This window comes from Eikenella corrodens, assembly GCF_003990355.1.
In the GTDB taxonomy this organism is placed as follows: Bacteria; Pseudomonadota; Gammaproteobacteria; order Burkholderiales; family Neisseriaceae; genus Eikenella; species Eikenella corrodens_B.
Genome location: NZ_CP034670.1, coordinates 1337352 through 1357203, shown reverse-complemented (window position 1 = coordinate 1357203; position 19852 = coordinate 1337352). Strand labels below are relative to the sequence as shown.

Below are 19852 nucleotides of genomic sequence, written 5' to 3'. Positions count from 1 at the left end.
TAAAATAATTGATAGCAATTTCTATTTAGGCTAGTATGTAAATTAGGCAACTGCTCCGCTTTGCCGCTCATTCAACCAAATTAAATTAGGAGAAAACAATGCGTCGATTATTATCCGCATTCTGCCTGCTGGCCGCCCTAGGCTTGGCCGCCCCGGCCTATGCCAAATTCAAGGTGGTCACCACCTTCACCGTAATTCAGGATATCGCCCAAAACGTGGCGGGCGATGCCGCCGTGGTGGAGTCGATTACCAAACCGGGAGCGGAAATCCATGATTATCAGCCCACGCCGCAAGACATTGCCAAAGCGCAATCTGCCGATTTGGTGCTGTGGAACGGGCTGAACCTGGAACGCTGGTTTGAGCGCTTCTTCCAAAACGTGCGCAACAAACCGGCAGTGGTGGTTACGCAAGGCATCACCCCGATGTCGATTCACGAAGGCCCCTATCGCGGCCAGCCCAATCCGCACGCTTGGATGTCTACCCGCAATGCTTTAATCTATGTGGAAAACATCAAAAACGCGCTGATTAAATACGACCCGCAAAACGCCGCCACCTACACCCGCAACGCCGCCGCCTATGCCCAGCGCATCCGCAACCTAGACCGCCCATTGCGCGAAAAACTGGCACGGGTGCCGCAAAACCAGCGTTTCTTGGTGACCAGCGAAGGCGCGTTCAGCTATCTGGCACGCGACTACGGCTTTAAAGAAGTGTATCTGTGGCCGATTAACGCCGAGCAGCAAGGCACGCCACAACAGGTGCGCCGCGTAATCAACACCGTGCGGCAAAACCATATTCCGGTGGTGTTCAGCGAGAGCACCGTATCGCCGCGTCCGATGCAGCAGGTATCGCGCGAAACCGGCGCCAAATACGGCGGCGTGCTGTATGTGGATTCGCTTTCCGCCAAGAACGGCCCGGTGCCCACCTATCTCGACCTGCTCAATACCACGGTTTCCACTATTGTTAGAGGATTTGGAAAATAATGTCTGAACAAGCCGCCTCCATCAGCGTTGAATCGGTAACGGTTCGCTACAGCAACGGCCACACGGCCATCCGCGACGTGAGCTTCACGCTGCAAGGCGGCACCACCTGCGCGCTGGTGGGCGTAAACGGCAGCGGCAAATCCACCCTGTTTAAAAGCTTGATGGGGCAGATTAAGCCGAAATCGGGCAGCATCCGCCTGTGCGGCCTGCCCGTGCCGCAGGCGCTCAAGCGCAACCTGGTGGCCTATGTGCCGCAAAGCGAGGAAGTGGATTGGCAGTTTCCCGTGTCGGTGTACGACGTGGTGATGCAGGGGCGCTACGGCTACCTGAATTTCCTGCGCCTGCCCAAAGCCGAAGACAAACGCAAAGTGCAGGAAGCCATGGAACGGGTGGGCATTGCCCACTTGGCGCAGCGGCAGATCGGCGAGCTCTCCGGCGGGCAGAAAAAGCGCGTATTCCTGGCACGCGCACTGGCGCAGCAGAGCAAGATTATCTTGCTGGATGAGCCGTTTACCGGCGTTGATGTAAAAACCGAAGATGCGATTGTGGATTTGCTCGGCCAGCTGCGCGCACAGGGGCATCTGATTTTGGTATCGACCCACAACCTCGGCATGGTGCCCGACTTCTGCGACCAAGTGGTGATGATCAACCGTACCGTGCTGGCTGCCGGCCGCACCGAACACACTTTCAACCAACACAACCTCGAATTGGCCTTCGGTGGCGTGTTGCGCCATTTCCGTCTCTCCGGCAGTGATTTACACGACGACGAAGACCGCCGCGTGCTCACCGTACTTACCGACGACGAACGCCCCGCCGTGTTCTACGGCCAAGCCAAAAACGATCCGCCCGCCGTACCCTGCTGCAGCGATGCCCAAGGCAGCTGTGCAGAACAGGAAAACGGCAGCGAAGGGAGCGGCTCATGCTAGAAATGCTGCTAGAGCCGTTTGCCTACGAATACATGGTGAAAGCCATCGTGCTGAGTGCGGCGGTAGGCGGCATGTGCGCGTTTTTGTCGTCTTATTTAATGCTCAAAGGCTGGTCGCTGATTGGAGACGCGCTGTCGCACTCGGTGGTGCCCGGCGTGGCGGTTACCTACGCGCTCGGCCTGCCCTATTCCGTCGGCGCGTTTGTGTCCGGCATTTTGGCGGCACTGTCGATTTTGTGGATACGCGCCATCACGCAGCTGAAAGAAGATGCGGTAATCGGCTTTATCTTTACCACCTTTTTTGCCGTCGGCCTGTTTATCGTGTCGGTGAACCCGACTGCGGTCAACGTGCAGGAAATCGTGTTGGGCAATATTTTGGGCATTGCCGACGAAGATATTTTTCAGGTAGCCATCATCATCGGCGTGTGCCTGCTGTTTATGCTGCTCACTTGGAAAAACCTGCTTTTGGTGTTTTTTGACGAAACCCAGGCCGTGGCCGTCGGTCTCTCGCCGCTGCGCTACAAAATTTTGTTTTTCTGCCTGCTCAGCGCCTGCGTGGTGGCCGCGCTGCAAACCGTGGGCGCGATTTTGGTGATCGCCATGGTGGTTACTCCCGGCGCCACCGCCTATCTGCTCACCGACCGCTTCGGCAAGCTGGTGCTGATTGCCGTGGCGCTCGGCATCATTACCTGCGCTCTGGGCGCCTACATCAGCTTTTTCCTCGACGGCGCCACCGGCGGCGTGATTGTTTGCCTGCAAAGCCTGCTGTTCCTGCTCGCATTCGTGTTTGCGCCTAAATACGGCCTGTTGCGGCAAAAATTCGGCGCCGCACCGCAGGCGGAAGAAATGGAGGCCGGCCATGTCTGAGCTGATCAACTGGTTTGCCGAGCCGCTCGCCTTCCCTTTCATGCAGAATGCCCTGCTCACCGCGCTGATTGTATCCATTACCTGCGGGCTGCTCTCCTGCTATCTGGTGCTCAAAGGCTGGTCGCTAATGGGCGACGCAGTGTCGCACGCGGTGCTGCCCGGCATCGTACTGGCCTTTGTGTTCGGCATTCCGCTGCAAATCGGCGCATTCGCTTCCGGCCTGCTCTGTTCCGTGGGCGTAGGCTACCTGAAAAACAACAGCCGCCTCAAAGAAGATACCGTGATGGGCATCGTGTTCTCCGGTATGTTCGCGCTCGGCCTCGTGTTGTTTACCAAAGTGGAAACCGACCAACACCTCACCCACATCCTGTTCGGCAACGTGCTGGGCGTGAGCCGGGAAGAGCTGCTGCAAACCTTCGCCATCTGCGCTGCCGTGGCCTTGGCCGTGCTGCTCAAACGGCGCGACTTCATGCTCTACTGCTTCGACCCCGCCCAAGCGCGCATTGCCGGCCTCTCCCCGCAGTTCTTGCACTACAGCCTGCTCACCCTGCTCGCGCTGACCATCATCACCGCCATGCAGGTGGCCGGCGTGGTGCTGGTGGTGGCCATGCTCATTTCCCCCGGCATCACCGCCTTCCTGCTTACCAAGCGCTTTGAACGCATGATGATCATCGTGGTGGCCGCCTCCGTGTTCACCAGCCTTACCGGCACCCTGCTCAGCTACCACCTCAACTCCGCCACCGGCCCCAGCATCGTCATCCTGCAAGCCGCCCTCTTCCTGCTCGCCCTGGTTTGGAACAAACTGCGGCAAACCTCCGGCAGACACGAAGCCGTTGCCGAATGAGGATAGACTACCCAAACACAAAGGCTACCTGAAAATTTCAGGTAGCCTTTTCCGCTTCCGCAGCCTGCAAAAAGAGCTTTCATTGCTCATACGTTTTTTCAAGCTGTCTTTGTGCAAGATGCCATCAGTATCCGGCCTACCGCTTTTCCAAACAACCCGTAGGGCAGGCACTTATGCCCGATATCCCGCATCAGGCCTCTAAGCAGCCACTCGAAGGCAGGGCGATGTTATAGATTCGGCAGTGGATTTTGCCAACACATAGTATTGCTTTGACATACCACTGTTCCTAGCCCTCCCAAATGTTGATGGCTACCTGAAACCTGCAGACGTGGGCTTCATACCCGACCACCCACATACCAAAGGCTACCTGAAAGCGGACAGATGCCTTTTCAGGTAGCCTTTTATTGAAAGAATGGCAGAAAGTTTAGTTTTTGATAACCAAAGTCTTCGCCAGCAAATCCTGCAGGGTTTGGCGGTTGCGGCTTTCCATGAAGAGCATCACAACACAGATGATGCCGGCGATGGTTGCCAGTGCATCGCCCAAGTTTTCATTAACTATTCCAATCAGGGTAAAAATGAAGTTATAGCCAATCTCGCGCACCAAGCAGTATTTAACAAAACCTGGGTTATCACCGTCTTCGGTAATCACACGGATGCCTACGATTTTTTTGCCGATACTTTGGCCGTCGCGAGCCATGATGACCAAGTTGTAAATCAACAAGCCGATAGCTGCCACAACAGCTACAATAATTACAGCCATCGCTGCCTTACCATCACTCCCGCCCGTGAAGGCTACTAAAATGGCTGCCAAAATACCGATACCGGCAAAGGGGAGGCCGTCCATAATTCTGGCGCCCATCCGCTGCCACGGGCTGGCCAGCTCTACTTCCATTTCATTGTCATCGAATAAATCGTTTTCCAATGCGGTGGAGGCATAGGCTTGGCGGAAATTTTCGTTTGGGTTTTTGCGGAAATCTTGCATGAGTGTATCTCCCTAGGGCAGTCGCAATTTTTTGCGCCTCAGCCCTTGTTAAAATAGACGTTATTGGAAAGTGAAGGATTTTAACAGTTTGGTGCGGTTTGTAAATATTTATGTTTTCTCAGGTAGCCTTTTGTTGTATCGGGCTACCTGAAATTTTTTGGGTATTGCATTCGGCACAAGCCGCTTTGTTCACACCCTGCCGCGATTGGCTTCGGCCATCAGGGCGAGCAGCTCTTCGGTGGCATCCCAGCCGATGCAGGCGTCGGTGATGCTTTGGCCGTAGGTTTCGGGCTTGTCTTGGCGGCCTTCCACCAAGTGGCTTTCCACCATGATGCCCATGATGTTTTGCTCGCCGTTTTGCAGCTGCGCATCCACATCGCGCGCCACTTCCATTTGGCGGGCGTAGTCTTTGCGGCTGTTGGCATGGCTGAAATCCACCATTAATCTAGGCGTTACACCGGCCTTGGCCAGCTGTTCGGCGGCGGCTTTAACGTGTTCCGCGCTGTAGTTCGGCTCTTTACCGCCGCGCAGGATGGCGTGGCAGTCGGGGTTGCCGGCGGTGTGGACGATGGCGGAATGGCCGGCTTTGGTAACGGAAAGGAAGTGGTGCGGATGGGAGGCGGCGCCAATGGCATCGATGGCGATTTTGAGGTTGCCGTCGGTGCCGTTTTTGAAGCCGACCGGGCAGGAGAGGCCGCTGGCGAGCTCGCGGTGCACCTGGCTTTCGGTGGTGCGCGCGCCGATGGCGCCCCAGGAGATGAGGTCGGCGTAATACTGCGGGGTAATCATATCGAGAAATTCGGTGGAAGCGGGCATGCCGAGGTTATTTAAATCCAACAGCAGGCGGCGGGCTTGTCGCAGGCCGAAGTTGATATCGAAGGTGCCGTTGAGGTGGGGGTCGTTGATGAGCCCTTTCCAGCCCACGGTGGTGCGCGGTTTTTCAAAATAAACACGCATCACGATCAGCAGCTCTTTTTCGTATTTTTTGCGCAGGGGCAGCAGGCGCTGGGCGTATTCGAGGGCGGCTTTGGGATCGTGGATGGAACAGGGGCCGATGATAACGAGCAGGCGCTGGTCGCGGCCGTGCACCAGGCCGGCAATCTGGTGGCGGGTGGTCTCCACCAGATCGGCGGCGGTTTCGCTGATGGGCAGTTCGTAGAGGTGGGCGATGGGGGGCAGCAATTCGCTGATGCTGCGGATGCGTACGTCGTCGGTGCGGCTGAAGGTTTGGGCGTGGCTCATGGCTTGTGTTTTGCTGTGATTGGAAAGGGCTTATTGTGGACTGGGCGGCAGCGGCTGGCAAGAATTTAATTTCAGGTAGCCTCGGATGGGCTGCTGATTGCTTCACCGCTGCCTACCACTTCGGCAAGACTACTGCGGATAAGGGTAGATGATCGGAGAGTTGCTGCCACGGCAGGCCTTGGTGGCTTACTGCGTTTAATACGGTGAGATGGCGGGTGTAGATACGGTCTAGGCTGAGTATGGGCAGCCTTGCAGGGAAGGTTTTCGGCCGCCCGGCGGGCAGATGGGCGAAAGCTTCGTCCAGGCCGATCAATTGGCCGAAACGGCTGCATGAGCGCTGCCGCCAGTCGTTGAAGTCGCCGGCAAGAATCAGCGGGGCATCGGATGGAATTTGGTGTTCGATGTAATCGGCGATGGTGCGGTATTGCCGTTTGCGGTCGGCTTCGCGCAGATTGAGGTGTACGCAGAGGCAGATAAGCGGCCTATCCCAGCCGGGCGGCTGAATTTCGCAATGCAGCACGCCGCGTTGTTCGAGCCGGTTTACCGATACGTTTAGATTAGTGCGCATCTGCAGCGGCAGTCGGCTGAGGATAGCGTTGCCGTGGTGGCGGCCGGCATAGGTGGCGTTTTGGCCGTAGCTGCAGGCAAAAGCGAACTGCCGGCCGATCACTTCGCCGTGCGGTTCGGCAGGAAATTCGGGCACGTTCTGCTGCCGTTTGCGGTGTACGCCCTGCACTTCCTGCAAAAACAGGATGTCAGTGTCGAGATGTTGCAGGGCATCAACCATTTGCGGCAGTTGCAGCCGCCGATTTAGCGGCGACATGCCTTTGTGGATATTGTAGGTGGTGATGGAAACGGCGCGGTTCATGGTGTGGCGTGGCAAAGAAATTTAATGCTGTTTTTCAGGTAGCATCTTATGTGCCAACCTGCACTGCTCAATATGGCCTGCCTATGCCATTTTCCAACTGCTTCAGTCAAAACTTTTATTTCCGTTGTATGCAGCCTGTTTGGCATCCGTTTCCTGCCATCCCGCCTTATTTACGGACAAAACAAAAGGCTGCCTCTCGGCGGCCTCGGGGAAACACGGCAGCAAATTAGCGTTTGAACATATTGCCGTATTTCTGATTGAATTTGTCCACACGGCCGGCGCTATCCACGATCTTCTGTTTACCGGTGTAGAACGGATGGCACTCGGAGCAAACCTCAATGTTGAATTCGGTTTTGCCCATGGCAGATTTAGTGGTGAATTTGTTGCCGCAAGAGCAGGTAACATTAACTTCGTGGTAGTCGGGATGAATTTCAGGTTTCATGGTTTTTCCTTTAAAAAGCGGGTATAGGGAATTTGCCTATACTACAGACAAGCGGTGGATTGTACTTAAAAACATCCATTAAGGCAATAGGTCGAGCGCATATTAGGCTACCTGAAAACTTCGTTTTCTGTGAGTTCAGCTTGGTGCGGTGCGATAGGTTTGATTGCCTTCAAGTGAATATGCTTTTGATAGAAAAGGATATTTACGATGGTAATCTTGACCGTGGTCTCTACCAAGGGTGGCATTGGTAAGACGACCGTAACCGCCAACCTGTCCGCCATACTGGCCGATATGGGCTTCCGGGTGCTGATGATCGACACCGACACCCAAGCCTCACTCAGCAAATTCTACCCAATACATTACCGCGCGCCCAACGGCGTGGTGGAACTTTTGTTGGGCAAAAACGACGAATCCGTCATCCAATCCACCATTTCCAATACGGTTTATCCCAATCTGGACATCGTCCTGTCCAACAATATCCGCGACGACGTGCAAAACAAGGTGCAGAACCGCCCCGACCGGGCTTTCCTGCTGCGCAGCAAGTTGGTGCACCCCTGTATCGCCGAGAGCTACGATGCGGTGCTGATCGACACCAAAGGATCGGTCGGCGTAATTCAGGATGCGGCTTGCTTTGCCGCCAACCTGCTGCTCTCGCCGATCATGCCGGAAACACTGAGTGCGCGGGAATTCGTTTCAGGTACACAAGAAGCTTTAGATCGGCTGGCACATGGCGCGGTGATGAACTTGCCGATTCCACCGCTGCGGGCGTTGATTTATGCCCGCGACCGCACTAAAGATGCGCGCATCATTACCGAGGGCATCAAAGCCTATTTCAACCAGAGCTTGGACGGTAAAAAACAGCTACTGCCTTTAGAAATCCCCTATGCCAAAGCCTACAAGGAAGCAGCCACGCTGCGAATTCCAGTACATTGCCACGAATGGAAGCATTCGGGCAAATCGGAATCTGCCCGCCAACAGATGATTCGGTTGGTATACGAACTGTTCCCGCCAATTCAAGAACAGCAGGTGGAATGTCATCTGTTCGGCGAACATCTGGAAAATCTGTTGCCTGAAGAAACAGCAGCCGATACCGGTACGGATAATATGTCAGCAGAGGTGCGATCATGAGTAGCAGCAACCGTTCTGGCACAATAAAACGTACTGGGCCAAAATTGCAGCTGAATGCCGAAACTGCATTCGCCAGCCTGCTAGTCGCTCCTCCAGCGCAAACTGGAATGGACATTGCGCCCAAGGACGACGTGTTCCCCGGTTTGTTTATGAACGTATCGGTTCATGAAATCGACTTCTTCGACAAAAACCCCCGCACACGACACGACTCAGAGCAATACGGCCACATTAAACAATCCATCCGCGAGGCGGGCGTGCAACAGCCGGTACACATTACCCGCCGCCCCGGCGACAACCGCTTTGTGCTGGCGCAGGGCGGCAACACCCGCCTTAAAATCGTACAGGAACTGTATGCTGAAACTGGAGATGAGCGTTTCGCCGTCATCCCAGCTATCTTTGCCGAATACACCTCGGAGGCGGACATTCAAATCGCCCACTTGATTGAGAACGAACAACGTGCAGAGATGTGCTTTTGGGACAAGGCGCAGGCCTATGCCGCAATACGGACTATGTTCCAGTCGGAAAGTCCGAAGAAGTTGAGTTTGCGCGAGTTAGCCGGGTTATTTCTGACACACGGCTTATCTCTGACACACAATACACTAAGTCTAATGTTCTTTGCTGCCGATCACCTCAATGATTTGGGGATGCTGGCACAACATCTGTCGAATCAAAAAACCTTCGATATCCGTAAACTCTATTACCAGTTCCAAGACGATCTAAAAAGCACCAGTGCCGTTGACCAACTGGACGGTTTCTGGAGCAACAGCCTGAGCGGGTGGGCAGCGGGACAAACGGAAGCTGAAACACAGGAACTGGATATGATCGCCCTGAGTCGTCACCTGCAACAGCGTTTTGTCGAGGTATTTGGTGATGTATTGCCGCAACGGGTTCAAAAACAACACGCTGCGACAGATTCCCTTAACACGAGGCTATCTGAAACAGGCGGTCATACCGGCCAATCTCCTGCCACAGCCGCCGATATAGATAGGCTACCTGAAATCGTTTCCGACATGCCAAGCCCGGCCAATGTGCCCAACACCGTTGCGCTGCCGCTCGATGCGGCTGCGAAACGGCACGATGCCCGGTCAGCTGCAGGCGTTACTCCCGCCTATGCCGACCACGACGCGGCACTGCAGGCCCTGCATCAGGCCGTGCACGGCCTGCTCTCGATGGTGGGGCTGGTCGACTGTTTCCGTGTCCATCCGGCCTTCCCCTACGGGTTCTATCTCGAATACCCTGATTTCCAAAATATCTCTCAGACCAACCTGCAGGCGGTGTTCGCCATCGACCACCTGCACGAAGAGGCTGGCAACGTATTTGCCTTCCTATGCCGTGTTTCCGGACAAGACAAGCTGATGGGCAGCGCCTTTATGGAGGCGGATAACCCCATCCTCAAACTACCTGAAAACTCTACCGTGCGGGTGGCCTGGCAGGATGCGGACATCCTGGACGAATACAGCACCATGGGCATCGGCGAGCGGGTCTACCTATTGGACCGGGTATTGGAATGGCAGACCACCGATACGCCGTATACTACACCGGTGTCAGCCATTTTAGATGCCATGCGTGCCGTGCGTACTTTCGATGCGGGAGGCGGCCATGACTAAGGCTAAAACCCGTCACGAAGCGTGTTACCGCCTACGTTTGGAGCAGCGTCACCCGCTGCACGGCCAAATACTGGCTCTGCTGGTTTCTTCCCTGGTGCTGCCCGAAGGCGGCCAGGAGGCAGCCGACGCCGGCCTCCCGCCGGGCTGCGCCGATGCTTTCGAGATGCTGGCCAAACTACCATCAGAACAGTTGCACGCGGTGGCCCGCCTGTTGGACGGCATGGTGGAAATCCGCCTGCCGCCGGCCGCGCTGGCGGCGGCGGTGCACGAGGTCGCCGGCAGCCAAGAGCGGTGGCAACTCTGCCTGCAACGCTGCGAATGGCTGATCCGGCACGGCGGCAGCAACCGTATGATTCTGCTGCTGTGCCCGGCGCTGTGCGCCGATGATGTGCGGCAGCTGCGCCGGCGGCTGGGCATCCCCGTCAATAAGGGCCGGCTGCCCGCCCTGCCCTTGGAAGCCCGTTTGTCGGTGGCGGCCGACTGGCAGGCGACGGCGGGCGAAACCGACACCTTCCTGCGCTACCGGGCGTTGGCCGAACGCCATCCCGGCTGCACCCTCGGCCAGCTGTACAGCACGGTGGCCGCCGTCGAAGGGGGCTGCCTGTGAAACCTGTTGCCGCCCATCCTGTCCCGACCCTGTCGCCCGAGCTGTTCGGCAGCGATCCGATTCCGTATTGGGACAACCGCGACACCGCTTATCTGGCCGCACTGTGGGAGGAACCCGTGACCTATGTGGTGCAGTTCGCCCAAGCTTTGGATTCGGTGACGGCAGGCTATTTCCTCAGCTGCTATGTTGCGCGCTACCGGCCTGGCGAATGGGTCGCCCTCAACGAAGACATCGTGCGCCGGGAAACCGGTTTGGGCGGCGGCAGCTGGTACCGCGTGCGCCATCTGTTGCTGGAGGCGGGCATCCTGGCCAACGAACGCCGCCTGAACGTGTCGCTGTACCGTTTGGACGGGGAAAAGTTGGAAGGGCTGCTACGCTGCCGTGCCGATGTGTCGCTGTGCGCCGTGGCTGCCCCGCCGGTCTCGCTCAACCGCCTGCACCTGAAAACCCTGCTGCATTACGGTCTGTCGGTCAAAGCCTGCCTGCTGCTGGCGGCGGTGCAGGCCGATACGCCGCATATTGCCCTGGCCGAACGGCAGGATTGCAGTCCGTGGGTGGCGCTGCCGGAACAAGCTGTTACCGAACGTACCCGGCTGAGCCGCCGCGAACAGCGGCTGGCAGCCGAAGCACTGCGCGACATCGGCGTACTGGAAACCAAGTACGGGGGTTTCCCGAGGATGCGCCACTGCCGCTACAGCCTGCAGCGGCTGGCGGAATTGGGCGACGGCTATATGCAGTCGCTGACAGTGTGAAAGGTGAATGGGTATGAACATCATGCGCCCCGAACAAGAAGATATTACTGCCGCCTTGCAGCTGACTCGGGCACTCAGCCTGACGGCTCTGGGCTACCATCCCGGCAAGCTCGACCAGTACGGCGAACCGGCATGGCTGGACGACGCTGACAAACCCGGCGTGCTGGATGAATTATGCCGCCTGTATCAGGGCTGCAATTTGGAATGGCTGCTGGCGGCTTTATCCGTGCTGATTTCCCCCGGCAGGGGAATCATTGACGAGGGTAGCGACATTTTGCAAGTCCACCCGCGTTGGGAACAGGCTGTGCAGGACAGCCACCGCCTGGACTGGCTGATCCATGCCGGCAGCGTGGCGTTTACCGATAAAGAAACAGACGACGACGGCGAACCTCTGCCGGAGAAACGCTGCGTATTGAACGAGACCTATTGGATTTCCGGCTACGAACCGGCCGGCGAAGGCGGCAACGAACGCGAAGCCATCGATGATGCCATGCGGCGCGACCAAGGGTGATGCCGTGAAACTGCCCGCCCCCGACCAATTCAACCGCGACATCATGCGCTGCAAACAGGCTCTGCAGGGCGGGCGCACCATCGCCGTTTACAAATGCCTGGTCGATGTCGCTGGTTCGATCAAAGCGGCGGTGTTCCTGTCGCAGCTGGTCTATTGGACGCGGCACGGAACGGCGGTGGCGGAGCGGGACGGCTGGATCTTCAAATCGATTGCCGAGATGGAAGACGAAACCGGCTTGAGCAAACGCGAACAGGGCACCTGCAAACAGAAACTGCTGGAGCGCAACCTGATCGAAACCCGCCGTTTCGGCTTCGGCGCACGCTTGGAAATGCGGCTCAACCTGCCGGCCCTGGCTGCCGCCGTCTGTGCCGCCAACGGCAGGCCGTCTGACGGCAGGCTACCTGAAAATCTCGGGCAGCCCGCAGACGACACTACCGATAGTGCAATGAGTCTGGCCGCCTTCCGCCAACCGTCCGACCTGTTCTTCCTGCATTATTTCAAAGAGCGCATCGCCTACCACCGCGATTTGGCGACCCTGACCGGTTGCATCCACTCGGCCATCATGCTGTCCTTCATTATGCAGCAGTGCGTGGCCAAGGGTGCTGGGTCGGAAGAGCGCTGGTTCGTCAGCTTCGACATCCCGGCCTGGCAGCGCCATCTGTCGCTGCCCTACAAAACCCAGCTGACCGCCCGCAACAAACTGAAGAACCTGCAGTTCATCATCGAAAAACACTTCTTCGCCTCACGCCGCATCTTTACCCTGCTCAACGGCCGCGCCATTTGGTTGGCACTGGAGCAGAGTGTCCGCGACGAACGCCGAACCGCGCCCGAAACGCAAATCGGGTCCTATCCCCTTGATTATCGCAGAAATGACAAAAGGGACAATACAGCCGTTACCGATCCGGAATTAAGAAATAACAAAAGGGCGAATACAGGTATCCGCTTTCAGGAAAATGCCGCCGATACCGGATTTGCCCCCGTTGAAACCAAGCCGGAGGCAAGAAATGACAAAAGGGACAATACAGCCGCCACCAATCCGGAAAGCAAGAAACGACAAACGGGAAAATTAGGAAGCGACCATCGGGAAAATACAGAAAGCGCAAAAGGGCGAATTGTTAAAGATTCAGATTACCCACAGTTCCCTATCGGGAACGACTACAACAAGAGACCAGGCCACACCGGACAAGCAACCGTGGCGGCAGATGTGGGGGGCGTGCCTGCTGCGCAGGAGGGAAACCCCGCCGATACTGCCGGCAAGCGCTTCGACGGCCTGGTTTACCCGCAGCACTTCGGCAGCAGCCTGAAAGCCCAAAGCCACAAGCTGTTCGACAAGCTGCTGCCCGCTGCCGATAGCGAAACCCTGCAGGAGATACTGGACGAGATTACCGGCCAAACCAAACCCGTAACCAGCCCGCTCGGCCTTTTGACCGTGCTGTGCCGCAAAGCCGCCGCTGGCGAACTACTTTGCATTTTGGCACCGCTGGTGCGGGAGAAACGCGAACGGCAGCAGGCTTGGGAGAAGCAGCGGCTGGAGCAGGAACAACGCTTGCAAAAGCAGGCGGCTGCGGCAGCAGGCAATGATGCACCCCGTGCCAATTCGGAAGATTTGCGCCGTTCCGTGCTGCGTACGGTAGGGATACGGCCTGCCGAAAGCAATAATTAGGGCGGATAGGGCTGCCGTAAAAATATTTTGTGCGACAAAAGCCTTTTAAGGGTAAGGGGGTGAGAATGGTGCAACGGTGTAATGCCCCATTACAAACATCCCTAGGGCGAGAATGGTGTAACTTATCTGCAAAACCAGAAAACTTTAACATCCTAACTTCCACCCTGCGGTCATCGACCGCACAACAGACAGGAGCATTCGGCATGAATCGCAGTAAACAGAAACTGGTTGTCAAACCAAAATCCGTTAAGGTCGAACAAACATTTGACACGTCCTTCCCGACATCCGAGCAGTCGGTGTTTTCGGACGGCTATGACTGGGAGAAGGAACGTGCCCGTCTAGCGGTGGCATCAGACAACCCTGCGGCTTTGGCCGATTTGGCTGTGTTGGTGGAACATGAATTATTGCTGAAGCAGCATATCCTACGTATGAGGATTCATTCGGGGCGGGCACGTTCCCGTTCTGTGACTTCAATCGATCTGGACGATTATGAAATCTACTTATCCGAAGACCAGGCGTTTGACGATATCGGCAAGCTCAGCGGCAGCGGTGACACTTTCGAGTTGCAGACCAAACATGCGGTGCGGATGTGGGAAGGACAGAATGATCGCAAGAGCCATCGCTGGCCGGGTATTCGCTACGGTATGGCGCTGTCGGGCGAACTGGTGCGGTCGGCAAAACAGGACAACCCGTTTGCCCATGCTGAACTGTTGGCCTTCGAACGGGGTTTGGAGGAAGTGACTGCCTATTTGGAGTCGGAAACCGACAAGATGCGGCAGCAAATCGTGCAGTATGCTGCCACTGGCATCCATATTGCCGTTATGACCAACCGAAATCCGTTGTTGATCAAGGTGGAATCGATGCGGGGCTATGGTTTCAGGCTGTTGCAGCTACTAATGTCCTACGACATGTTGGTTCGCTTGGCTTTGACGATGGGCAGTAAAGGGTTAGCCAGCAATACAGAAAGCAATCGGATCATCTATGAAGGTGGCCGTAGACTTCGCTCCCTGCTGCAGAGCCTGTATACCGCCGCCATGAAGATGCGGCAAATTCAGGGAATTACTCGGCGAACCCTGCTGAACGACCCGGACATGTCGGCCAAATTAGTGGCAGCAGTGGCTGCTGGGGCACTCCCTTCATTGTCGGAGGCGGTACTGCTGTACCGTATATCACCGACCTATGCCTTTATTGAACGGGTGCTCAGCGATGAAGTGGTGCTGACTCAACTGAAAGAAACGGCTGCCAGGTTGGGGCTGCTGGAAACGGCCGACAATACTCGCGCTGCCGAAGAAGTGTGATTCCGGAGTGGCGGATGGATGATTTATTTCCCGACGGCAAACAGGATTTATGTTGCCGGAGTCTAGCAAAAATCAGGCGGCCAGCGGAGATAGCAGAAGAAATCGCCAGCCTCGAAGCCGGCATCTACTGCCTAGTGCGGGAAGCCAAACAGTTTGTACAGTCGGCCCGGCAGATGGGGCTGGTTCGCCGTGTAGCTTACCGCTCCGTTCCGGTTAATCATGCCATCCTGCCTGCCTACCCTGGTAGGGACTTCCATGTCCCCAATATCTGTTGGGCGGAATATATCGGTAAACAACGAAAAGACATCACAGATTGGGCCACGATTGCAGCACAGCTAGATGCCGCCAATGCCTCATATGACGAAAGGCTGCTGCATATGCGCGTGCACCTGACCATGCGCCAGTATCACGATGAAGGGAAACAGATGCTGGAGCAGTTGAAATCAGATTATGCTTTTCTGAATGAGTTGGAGTTTATGTCGGCCTCGCAGAATATTCCTGTATCGGTAGTGGTCAGTGAAACGTGAAAGGAGTGAATCATGAATACGGTTACACGGTCAAACAATTTTCAAATTGACCCTAATAGATTCCATAAGGTAGCCATGCGGACGGGGGAACTGAAGGAAAAATGAGAATGCAAAATTTATTTGACCGTATTTCCCGCAAGCTGAAGGTGGTTCTGTTCGGCCATTACCGGCCGGATTTCGATTCGGCATGGCTGGAGCAGAACGGTCATGCGATGTATTGCGAGGTGGTGGTTGATCATGATCGCGGGCATCCGCTGGAATTTTCCGGGGAACAGTTGGACGAGCTGGAAAACCGGGTACTGCGCAATCGGGCAGTCTATCTGAAATTGACGGGGAAGTTGCTAATCAAGGCCATGGTTTTGTTGGCTAGATCCTTTGTCATGACCCCTTTACTGATCTTCGCCTTGTTTTGGTTGGTATCGGACAATGCAGCCGATTACCAGGGTTTGGCACAGAGGATTGCCGACCCGGCATCGGCAGGCATCCTGTTTCAGAAAGCATTTCAGTGGTGCTTATCGTTGAACCTGTCGGTAGCAGTTTATCTGTGGGTGGTCCGGGGTTTCCACCATGATTGGAAAGACAGTATCTTCGAACGCGAACTGATACGAAATATGCTGACCCAATATGAGTTTGACCGGCAATCCTGGGATACGGTCAGCCTGCGTTTTTCTTCCAAACCGAAAACCGATTGAACCGGCCGGATACGGTTTGACAGACGGTCGGACCGCCCAAGCTTGTTGCCGTTTATCATCCAATAGATTGCTATCAATTTAAAAAAATGATAGCATTTCATCTCCTGTGTTCCATAATTTCTGCAAAGGAGCCTGCCATGGCTGCCATCACCATCCGCAACCTGTCCGACGAAACCCACCGCGCCCTGAAAGCCCGGGCGGCCTCCGCCGGGCGCAGCACCGAGGCGGAAATCCGTCTGATTCTGGAGCAGGCCGCCCGTCCCGAGCGGCGGATTAAATTGGGCTCGCTGCTGACCGGTTTGGGCCGGCAGGCCGGCGGGGTGGATTTGGAAACCGTCCGTGATCCTTCCGTCACACAGCCGGTGTCATACGAATGATTTTAGTCGATACCAACGTCATTTCCGAGACTCTTCGGCAGCAGCCCGATCCTGCCGTTGTGCGCTGGATGGATGCCCAGTCGATCGAAACGCTTTATCTGTCGGCCGTGACGGTGGCCGAACTGCGCTACGGCATTGCCGTACTGCCGGAAGGCAGGAAGCGGCAAGTGCTGCATAACGGGCTGGAGCAGTCGGTACTACCCCTGTTCGAGGGGCGTATCCTGCCTTTTGATGGCGCAGCAGCGATATCGTATGCCGAATTGATGGCTGCCGCCCGCCGTCGGGGCCGGGGGGTGTCGGCAGCCGACGGCTATATTGCCGCCACCGCCCATGCCGCCGGTTTGATGGTGGCAACCCGGGATACCTCTCCGTTCGAGGCGGTCGGTTTGGCGGTAGTCAATCCCTGGCTGTTTGATGCCGGGTGAGTGCCCGGCTTGACAGGCAGGCTGTGTCCGACTACACTTCTCTCCGCCCCCATCTGCAATAAAACGGGTTGCTTGCCGACCCGTTATCCACAATCCGGCCGTTTCCAACTTGGAGACAGGCCGTATGTCTATTTCTATCGTTGTCCGGGGTAATCTCGGGCAGTCTTTCGAACTCAAAGAAATCAACCGCAGCGACGGCGAAACCAGTACCGTCCTGAACTTTTCTATTGCTTCCAACCGTTTCAAACGCCAAAGGGTCGACGGGCAGGACCATTATGTACCGGCCGGGCCGACTGAGTGGCTGGAGTGCGAGTATTGGAATCGTCGTGCCACACATCTGCACAGCTTATTGGTTAAAGGTATGCCAGTGGTGGTGGAAGGCGAAGAGTTGTCCGAAACCTATGAAAAAGACGGACAAACAATCAAGACCCGCAAAATCCGCGTGGAAAACATCTACCTCAATCTCAATTCCGAACGCATCGCATCCATTACCCTGAATCCGTCACGTACATCGGATCAGGCTGCGGCTGCGGATGATAATAACAACCCCCTCTGACCCATTCTGCGGCAGCCTGCAGGATGCGGCTGCCGCTTAGCGAGATGCACACAGCGGTATGAATATTTTCCAACAAAACGAACAGCGCGATGTCGGCTGGCAATACGTATCCCTGACCGCCGGCAACGATGAGGATGGCATTTTCTATTTTGAAGCGGACAATGCCATCGGTTCAGCCTGCCTGTTCCCGCCGCTGGCCGGCTGGGATGACAAAACCCCGGATGCAGCCTCGGTGCTACTGAACGAGCCCTATCCCGGCGGCACCATCATGCAGTTCATCCATTTCGGTTCGCCCTATATCCGCCCGATTACTGACAACTATGCTCAGGCGCGTTTCGGCGTACTCGGCGATGCGGCGGTACAGACCGCCCAATACGGGGTGCGCGAGCGCGCAGCCTTTATCGAGCGCGGTAGCCGCCATCGGCTGGTACCAACCACGGAAACGCGCATTTTGGGCAGCTATTGCCTGTGGACCTTCAAAATCCCGCTGAAAACATCCAACCCGTTTTCAGGCAGCCCAAAAGAAATGGAAGCCTTTCGCAAGGAGTGCGATGAGTTTCTAAAACTGCGCAGCCGTGCACTGTCACAGCTGACAGTGATGGGTATCCAGGCGAATGTTTTGCCCACCCCCGACCTGATGGGCGTGCTGCGTCGCTATTTCTCGGTGTATGAAGAATGGGATACAGGCGTGGAAGAAGAAACGCCTCTGAATGAGCAGCTGTTTCCAGTTGGTTCGCGCATGAATTGGGATAGCCGCCGCCACGATTTGCTGCACTGTTCCGGCTTCTCCCATTCGAAGGAGCGGCAATACATCGGCCTGCTGGCTATCGACCGTTATCCCGGATCGGATCACCCCTTTCATTTCTCGCGTATGATCGAATTGTTAGGCAATCCGCCAGGTGATGGCCCTCAGATCGGTATGCCCTATGCTCTGTGCACCACCATCCATTTCCCGGAACAGCAGACCAAGGCGGCCAAAGTGCGTGCCATGCAGGGGCAGGTAGAAAAGTCGGCCAACCCGCTGATGCTGAAATGGTCACCTAGGCTCAAGAAAAAACGCGAGGGCTTCCAACAACTGGCCCAGCTGATGGTTGAGGGTGGTAACCTGGTGGAAGCCAGCACCAGTCTGTGCCTGTTTAATGCTTCGGCCAACGCCATCCGTAGTGCTCAATCCACTTTATCCTCCTATTACAAACGGCTTGGCTTCGTGATGCGGCCGGAGCGCTATATGCCGGAAGTTTCTTTCTTTAACCAGCTGCCGCTGAATGCTTCTCCCGAGTCGATCAAGAATACCCACCGATTTAAAACCATGGGTGGCAGCCATGCGGCCCACTTGCTGCCGGTTACCGACGAATGGCAAGGCTTCGGTAACGAAATGCTGCTGACCACCCGTATCGGCCGCCCGTTTCGCTATGCCTTGTTCGACCCGCGCAACCTCAACTACAACTGGGTTTGGACCGGCGGTTCCGGTACCGGTAAAACCTTTGCCGTACAGCGCTTGATCCAGGACCAGCTGTCAATGGGGACCAAAATCTGGACGCTGGATACCGGTTCGTCCTATCTGGCCGCTGCCCGGGCGGCGGGTGCACAAATCATCGACTTTGATTTCTATTCGGAAGTCAGCCTGAATCCGTTTACCAAGATTTCCAATATCGACCGTGAAATCGAGCTGATCCTGCCGATCATCGGCAAGATGGCCAAACCGAAAGAGGGTCTAGACGATACTCTGCGTGCCTTGGCCGAAGAAGCGGTTAAATCGGTGTATGCCAATAAAGGCAACCAGGCCGAAATTACCGATGTGATCCAGTTTTTGAACAACCAGACCGGCCGCATGGCCGACCAACAGCACCAATTGGCGATGCTGCTATCACCCTTCGGTTCGACTGGCTCGATGGGTCGCTGGTTCCGGGGCGAAAACAATTTCCGCACTGAGGCCGATTGGACTGTAATCGAATTATCCGGACTGACCACCAACAAACATCTGTGCGACGTGGTGCTGATGATGCTGTCCACCACCATTGCCCAAGAAATGTTTACCAGCCGCGACGGTCGCCGCCGGATGCTGGTAGTCGAAGAAGGCGGCGATCGGGTAACCGATGAACCGTTCGCCAAATTTATCGCCCAGCTGAACTCAAAAGTGCGCAAAGAAGACGGCTCAGTCGGTGTGGTAGTGCAAACCTTCGCCCAGATTTACAGCACACCGCACGGCTCGGCCATCATGGCCTCGGCACACACCAAGTTCCATATGCAGCAAACGCCGGAGGCGATTGCCCAGGCGATCGAGAAAAAATGGATCCAGGTCGATGCCTATACCGAACAGCTGATGCGCGAAGTACAGACAGCTAAAGGTCAGTATAGCGAAATTTTGATTCGTAGCGGCAGCAGCGCCGGCATTGCCCGGCTGATCGAAACCCCGTTTAACCGTGTATTGTTTTCCACCGAAGGCGATCTGTTTAAAGAGTTACAACGTCGTGTGCGCGGTGGTGAACAAATCACTCATTTGGTCGAAGCCGAAGCCAACAGGCTGTACGGTGACGGCACTTCCTAAAAGGACGAATC

General features: G+C 56.0%; 21 protein-coding genes. 17 read left to right on the top strand and 4 right to left on the bottom strand.

All coding sequences use genetic code 11. From position 1 onward, the window contains the following. Positions 1–98 precede the first annotated feature (98 nt). Genes ELB75_RS06825 through ELB75_RS06810 form a run of 4 tightly spaced genes read left to right on the top strand, consistent with a single transcriptional unit; the run spans position 99 to position 3616 of the window. Positions 99–980 carry a metal ABC transporter substrate-binding protein gene (locus ELB75_RS06825; RefSeq protein WP_126983283.1) on the top strand — a complete coding sequence of 294 codons (882 nt, stop codon included), beginning with the start codon at positions 99–101 and terminating at the stop codon, positions 978–980. After that, positions 980–1906 (top strand): ATP-binding cassette domain-containing protein, encoded by a 927-nt coding sequence (locus ELB75_RS06820; RefSeq protein WP_126983282.1) that lies wholly within the window; start codon positions 980–982, stop codon positions 1904–1906. The genes ELB75_RS06825 and ELB75_RS06820 overlap by 1 nt, the downstream gene beginning before the upstream one ends. Beyond that, positions 1900–2772 carry a metal ABC transporter permease gene (locus ELB75_RS06815; protein ID WP_126983281.1) on the top strand — a complete coding sequence of 291 codons (873 nt, stop codon included), beginning with the start codon at positions 1900–1902 and terminating at the stop codon, positions 2770–2772. Before ELB75_RS06820 ends, ELB75_RS06815 begins: the two co-directional genes overlap by 7 nt. Beyond that, entirely contained in the window at positions 2765–3616 is an 852-nt protein-coding gene (locus ELB75_RS06810) for a metal ABC transporter permease (RefSeq protein ID WP_126983280.1), read from the top strand. Before ELB75_RS06815 ends, ELB75_RS06810 begins: the two co-directional genes overlap by 8 nt. 424 nt (positions 3617–4040) lie before the next feature. On the opposite strand, the gene ELB75_RS06805 is transcribed toward ELB75_RS06810, so the two are convergent. From ELB75_RS06805 to rpmE, 4 genes are all read right to left on the bottom strand, one after another. Next, a complete protein-coding gene (locus ELB75_RS06805) occupies positions 4041–4598 on the bottom strand; it encodes an RDD family protein (protein ID WP_126983279.1) in 558 nt (185 codons plus the stop codon). A 189-nt stretch (positions 4599–4787) separates the two neighbouring features. After that, positions 4788–5840 carry a 3-deoxy-7-phosphoheptulonate synthase AroG gene (gene aroG / locus ELB75_RS06800; protein ID WP_126983278.1) on the bottom strand — a complete coding sequence of 351 codons (1053 nt, stop codon included), beginning with the start codon at positions 5838–5840 and terminating at the stop codon, positions 4788–4790. 112 nt (positions 5841–5952) lie between these two features. Next, positions 5953–6708, bottom strand: coding sequence for an endonuclease/exonuclease/phosphatase family protein (locus ELB75_RS06795; RefSeq protein ID WP_126983277.1), 756 nt, complete (start codon positions 6706–6708; stop codon positions 5953–5955). A gap of 226 nt (positions 6709–6934) precedes the next feature. After that, positions 6935–7150 (bottom strand): 50S ribosomal protein L31, encoded by a 216-nt coding sequence (gene rpmE, locus ELB75_RS06790; protein ID WP_126983276.1) that lies wholly within the window; start codon positions 7148–7150, stop codon positions 6935–6937. 207 nt (positions 7151–7357) lie between these two features. Between rpmE and ELB75_RS06785 the strand changes: the two genes are divergently transcribed. From ELB75_RS06785 to ELB75_RS06725, 13 genes are all read left to right on the top strand, one after another. Continuing rightward, entirely contained in the window at positions 7358–8278 is a 921-nt protein-coding gene (locus ELB75_RS06785) for a ParA family protein (RefSeq protein ID WP_064089677.1), read from the top strand. Then, on the top strand, positions 8275–9885 hold the full coding sequence (locus ELB75_RS06780) for a ParB family protein (protein WP_126983274.1): 1611 nt from the start codon (positions 8275–8277) through the stop codon (positions 9883–9885). The genes ELB75_RS06785 and ELB75_RS06780 overlap by 4 nt, the downstream gene beginning before the upstream one ends. Continuing rightward, positions 9878–10492, top strand: coding sequence for an STY4526/YPO1902 family pathogenicity island replication protein (locus tag ELB75_RS06775; protein ID WP_164726835.1), 615 nt, complete (start codon positions 9878–9880; stop codon positions 10490–10492). Before ELB75_RS06780 ends, ELB75_RS06775 begins: the two co-directional genes overlap by 8 nt. Continuing rightward, a complete protein-coding gene (locus ELB75_RS06770; RefSeq protein ID WP_126983272.1) occupies positions 10489–11244 on the top strand; it encodes a hypothetical protein in 756 nt (251 codons plus the stop codon). The genes ELB75_RS06775 and ELB75_RS06770 overlap by 4 nt, the downstream gene beginning before the upstream one ends. A gap of 13 nt (positions 11245–11257) precedes the next feature. Then, positions 11258–11755: a hypothetical protein gene (locus ELB75_RS06765; protein ID WP_064089673.1), complete on the top strand. Its 498-nt coding sequence runs from the start codon at positions 11258–11260 to the stop codon at positions 11753–11755. Beyond that, a complete protein-coding gene (locus ELB75_RS06760; RefSeq protein ID WP_206501440.1) occupies positions 11727–13418 on the top strand; it encodes a hypothetical protein in 1692 nt (563 codons plus the stop codon). The genes ELB75_RS06765 and ELB75_RS06760 overlap by 29 nt, the downstream gene beginning before the upstream one ends. A 203-nt stretch (positions 13419–13621) precedes the next feature. Beyond that, positions 13622–14716, top strand: a complete 1095-nt coding sequence (locus ELB75_RS06755; RefSeq protein ID WP_164726833.1) for an AcaB family transcriptional regulator — start codon at positions 13622–13624, stop codon at positions 14714–14716. 14 nt (positions 14717–14730) lie between these two features. Next, positions 14731–15243 carry a hypothetical protein gene (locus ELB75_RS06750; RefSeq protein ID WP_126983269.1) on the top strand — a complete coding sequence of 171 codons (513 nt, stop codon included), beginning with the start codon at positions 14731–14733 and terminating at the stop codon, positions 15241–15243. Between the two features lie 107 nt (positions 15244–15350). Further along, positions 15351–15935, top strand: a complete 585-nt coding sequence (locus ELB75_RS06745) for a hypothetical protein (protein ID WP_126983268.1) — start codon at positions 15351–15353, stop codon at positions 15933–15935. A 137-nt stretch (positions 15936–16072) separates the two neighbouring features. After that, positions 16073–16312: a FitA-like ribbon-helix-helix domain-containing protein gene (locus ELB75_RS06740; RefSeq protein ID WP_126983267.1), complete on the top strand. Its 240-nt coding sequence runs from the start codon at positions 16073–16075 to the stop codon at positions 16310–16312. After that, positions 16309–16737, top strand: coding sequence for a type II toxin-antitoxin system VapC family toxin (locus ELB75_RS06735; RefSeq protein ID WP_126983266.1), 429 nt, complete (start codon positions 16309–16311; stop codon positions 16735–16737). Before ELB75_RS06740 ends, ELB75_RS06735 begins: the two co-directional genes overlap by 4 nt. A 124-nt stretch (positions 16738–16861) precedes the next feature. Continuing rightward, complete coding sequence (locus ELB75_RS06730; RefSeq protein WP_126983265.1) at positions 16862–17293, top strand: single-stranded DNA-binding protein; 432 nt, start codon at positions 16862–16864, stop codon at positions 17291–17293. Between the two features lie 58 nt (positions 17294–17351). Further along, the gene (locus ELB75_RS06725; protein ID WP_126983264.1) at positions 17352–19841 is read left to right on the top strand and encodes a TraC family protein; all 2490 of its coding nucleotides are present in this window, start codon (positions 17352–17354) and stop codon (positions 19839–19841) included. Positions 19842–19852 lie beyond the last annotated feature (11 nt).

Bases quoted from the DNA above. Each gene is read 5' to 3' on its own strand.
- ELB75_RS06780 (WP_126983274.1), top strand. From the start codon at position 8,275: ATGAGTAGCAGCAACCGTTCTGGCACAATAAAACGTACTGGGCCAAAA.
- ELB75_RS06740 (WP_126983267.1), top strand. From the start codon at position 16,073: ATGGCTGCCATCACCATCCGCAACCTGTCCGACGAAACCCACCGCGCC.
- ELB75_RS06755 (WP_164726833.1), top strand. From the start codon at position 13,622: ATGAATCGCAGTAAACAGAAACTGGTTGTCAAACCAAAATCCGTTAAG.
- ELB75_RS06750 (WP_126983269.1), top strand. From the start codon at position 14,731: ATGGATGATTTATTTCCCGACGGCAAACAGGATTTATGTTGCCGGAGT.
- ELB75_RS06765 (WP_064089673.1), top strand. From the start codon at position 11,258: ATGAACATCATGCGCCCCGAACAAGAAGATATTACTGCCGCCTTGCAG.
- ELB75_RS06735 (WP_126983266.1), top strand. From the start codon at position 16,309: ATGATTTTAGTCGATACCAACGTCATTTCCGAGACTCTTCGGCAGCAG.
- ELB75_RS06760 (WP_206501440.1), top strand. From the start codon at position 11,727: ATGATGCCATGCGGCGCGACCAAGGGTGATGCCGTGAAACTGCCCGCC.
- aroG (WP_126983278.1), bottom strand. From the start codon at position 5,840: ATGAGCCACGCCCAAACCTTCAGCCGCACCGACGACGTACGCATCCGC.
- ELB75_RS06825 (WP_126983283.1), top strand. From the start codon at position 99: ATGCGTCGATTATTATCCGCATTCTGCCTGCTGGCCGCCCTAGGCTTG.
- ELB75_RS06785 (WP_064089677.1), top strand. From the start codon at position 7,358: ATGGTAATCTTGACCGTGGTCTCTACCAAGGGTGGCATTGGTAAGACG.
- ELB75_RS06820 (WP_126983282.1), top strand. From the start codon at position 980: ATGTCTGAACAAGCCGCCTCCATCAGCGTTGAATCGGTAACGGTTCGC.
- ELB75_RS06805 (WP_126983279.1), bottom strand. From the start codon at position 4,598: ATGCAAGATTTCCGCAAAAACCCAAACGAAAATTTCCGCCAAGCCTAT.
- ELB75_RS06725 (WP_126983264.1), top strand. From the start codon at position 17,352: ATGAATATTTTCCAACAAAACGAACAGCGCGATGTCGGCTGGCAATAC.
- ELB75_RS06810 (WP_126983280.1), top strand. From the start codon at position 2,765: ATGTCTGAGCTGATCAACTGGTTTGCCGAGCCGCTCGCCTTCCCTTTC.
- ELB75_RS06745 (WP_126983268.1), top strand. From the start codon at position 15,351: ATGCAAAATTTATTTGACCGTATTTCCCGCAAGCTGAAGGTGGTTCTG.
- ELB75_RS06795 (WP_126983277.1), bottom strand. From the start codon at position 6,708: ATGAACCGCGCCGTTTCCATCACCACCTACAATATCCACAAAGGCATG.
- ELB75_RS06775 (WP_164726835.1), top strand. From the start codon at position 9,878: ATGACTAAGGCTAAAACCCGTCACGAAGCGTGTTACCGCCTACGTTTG.
- ELB75_RS06730 (WP_126983265.1), top strand. From the start codon at position 16,862: ATGTCTATTTCTATCGTTGTCCGGGGTAATCTCGGGCAGTCTTTCGAA.
- ELB75_RS06815 (WP_126983281.1), top strand. From the start codon at position 1,900: ATGCTAGAAATGCTGCTAGAGCCGTTTGCCTACGAATACATGGTGAAA.
- rpmE (WP_126983276.1), bottom strand. From the start codon at position 7,150: ATGAAACCTGAAATTCATCCCGACTACCACGAAGTTAATGTTACCTGC.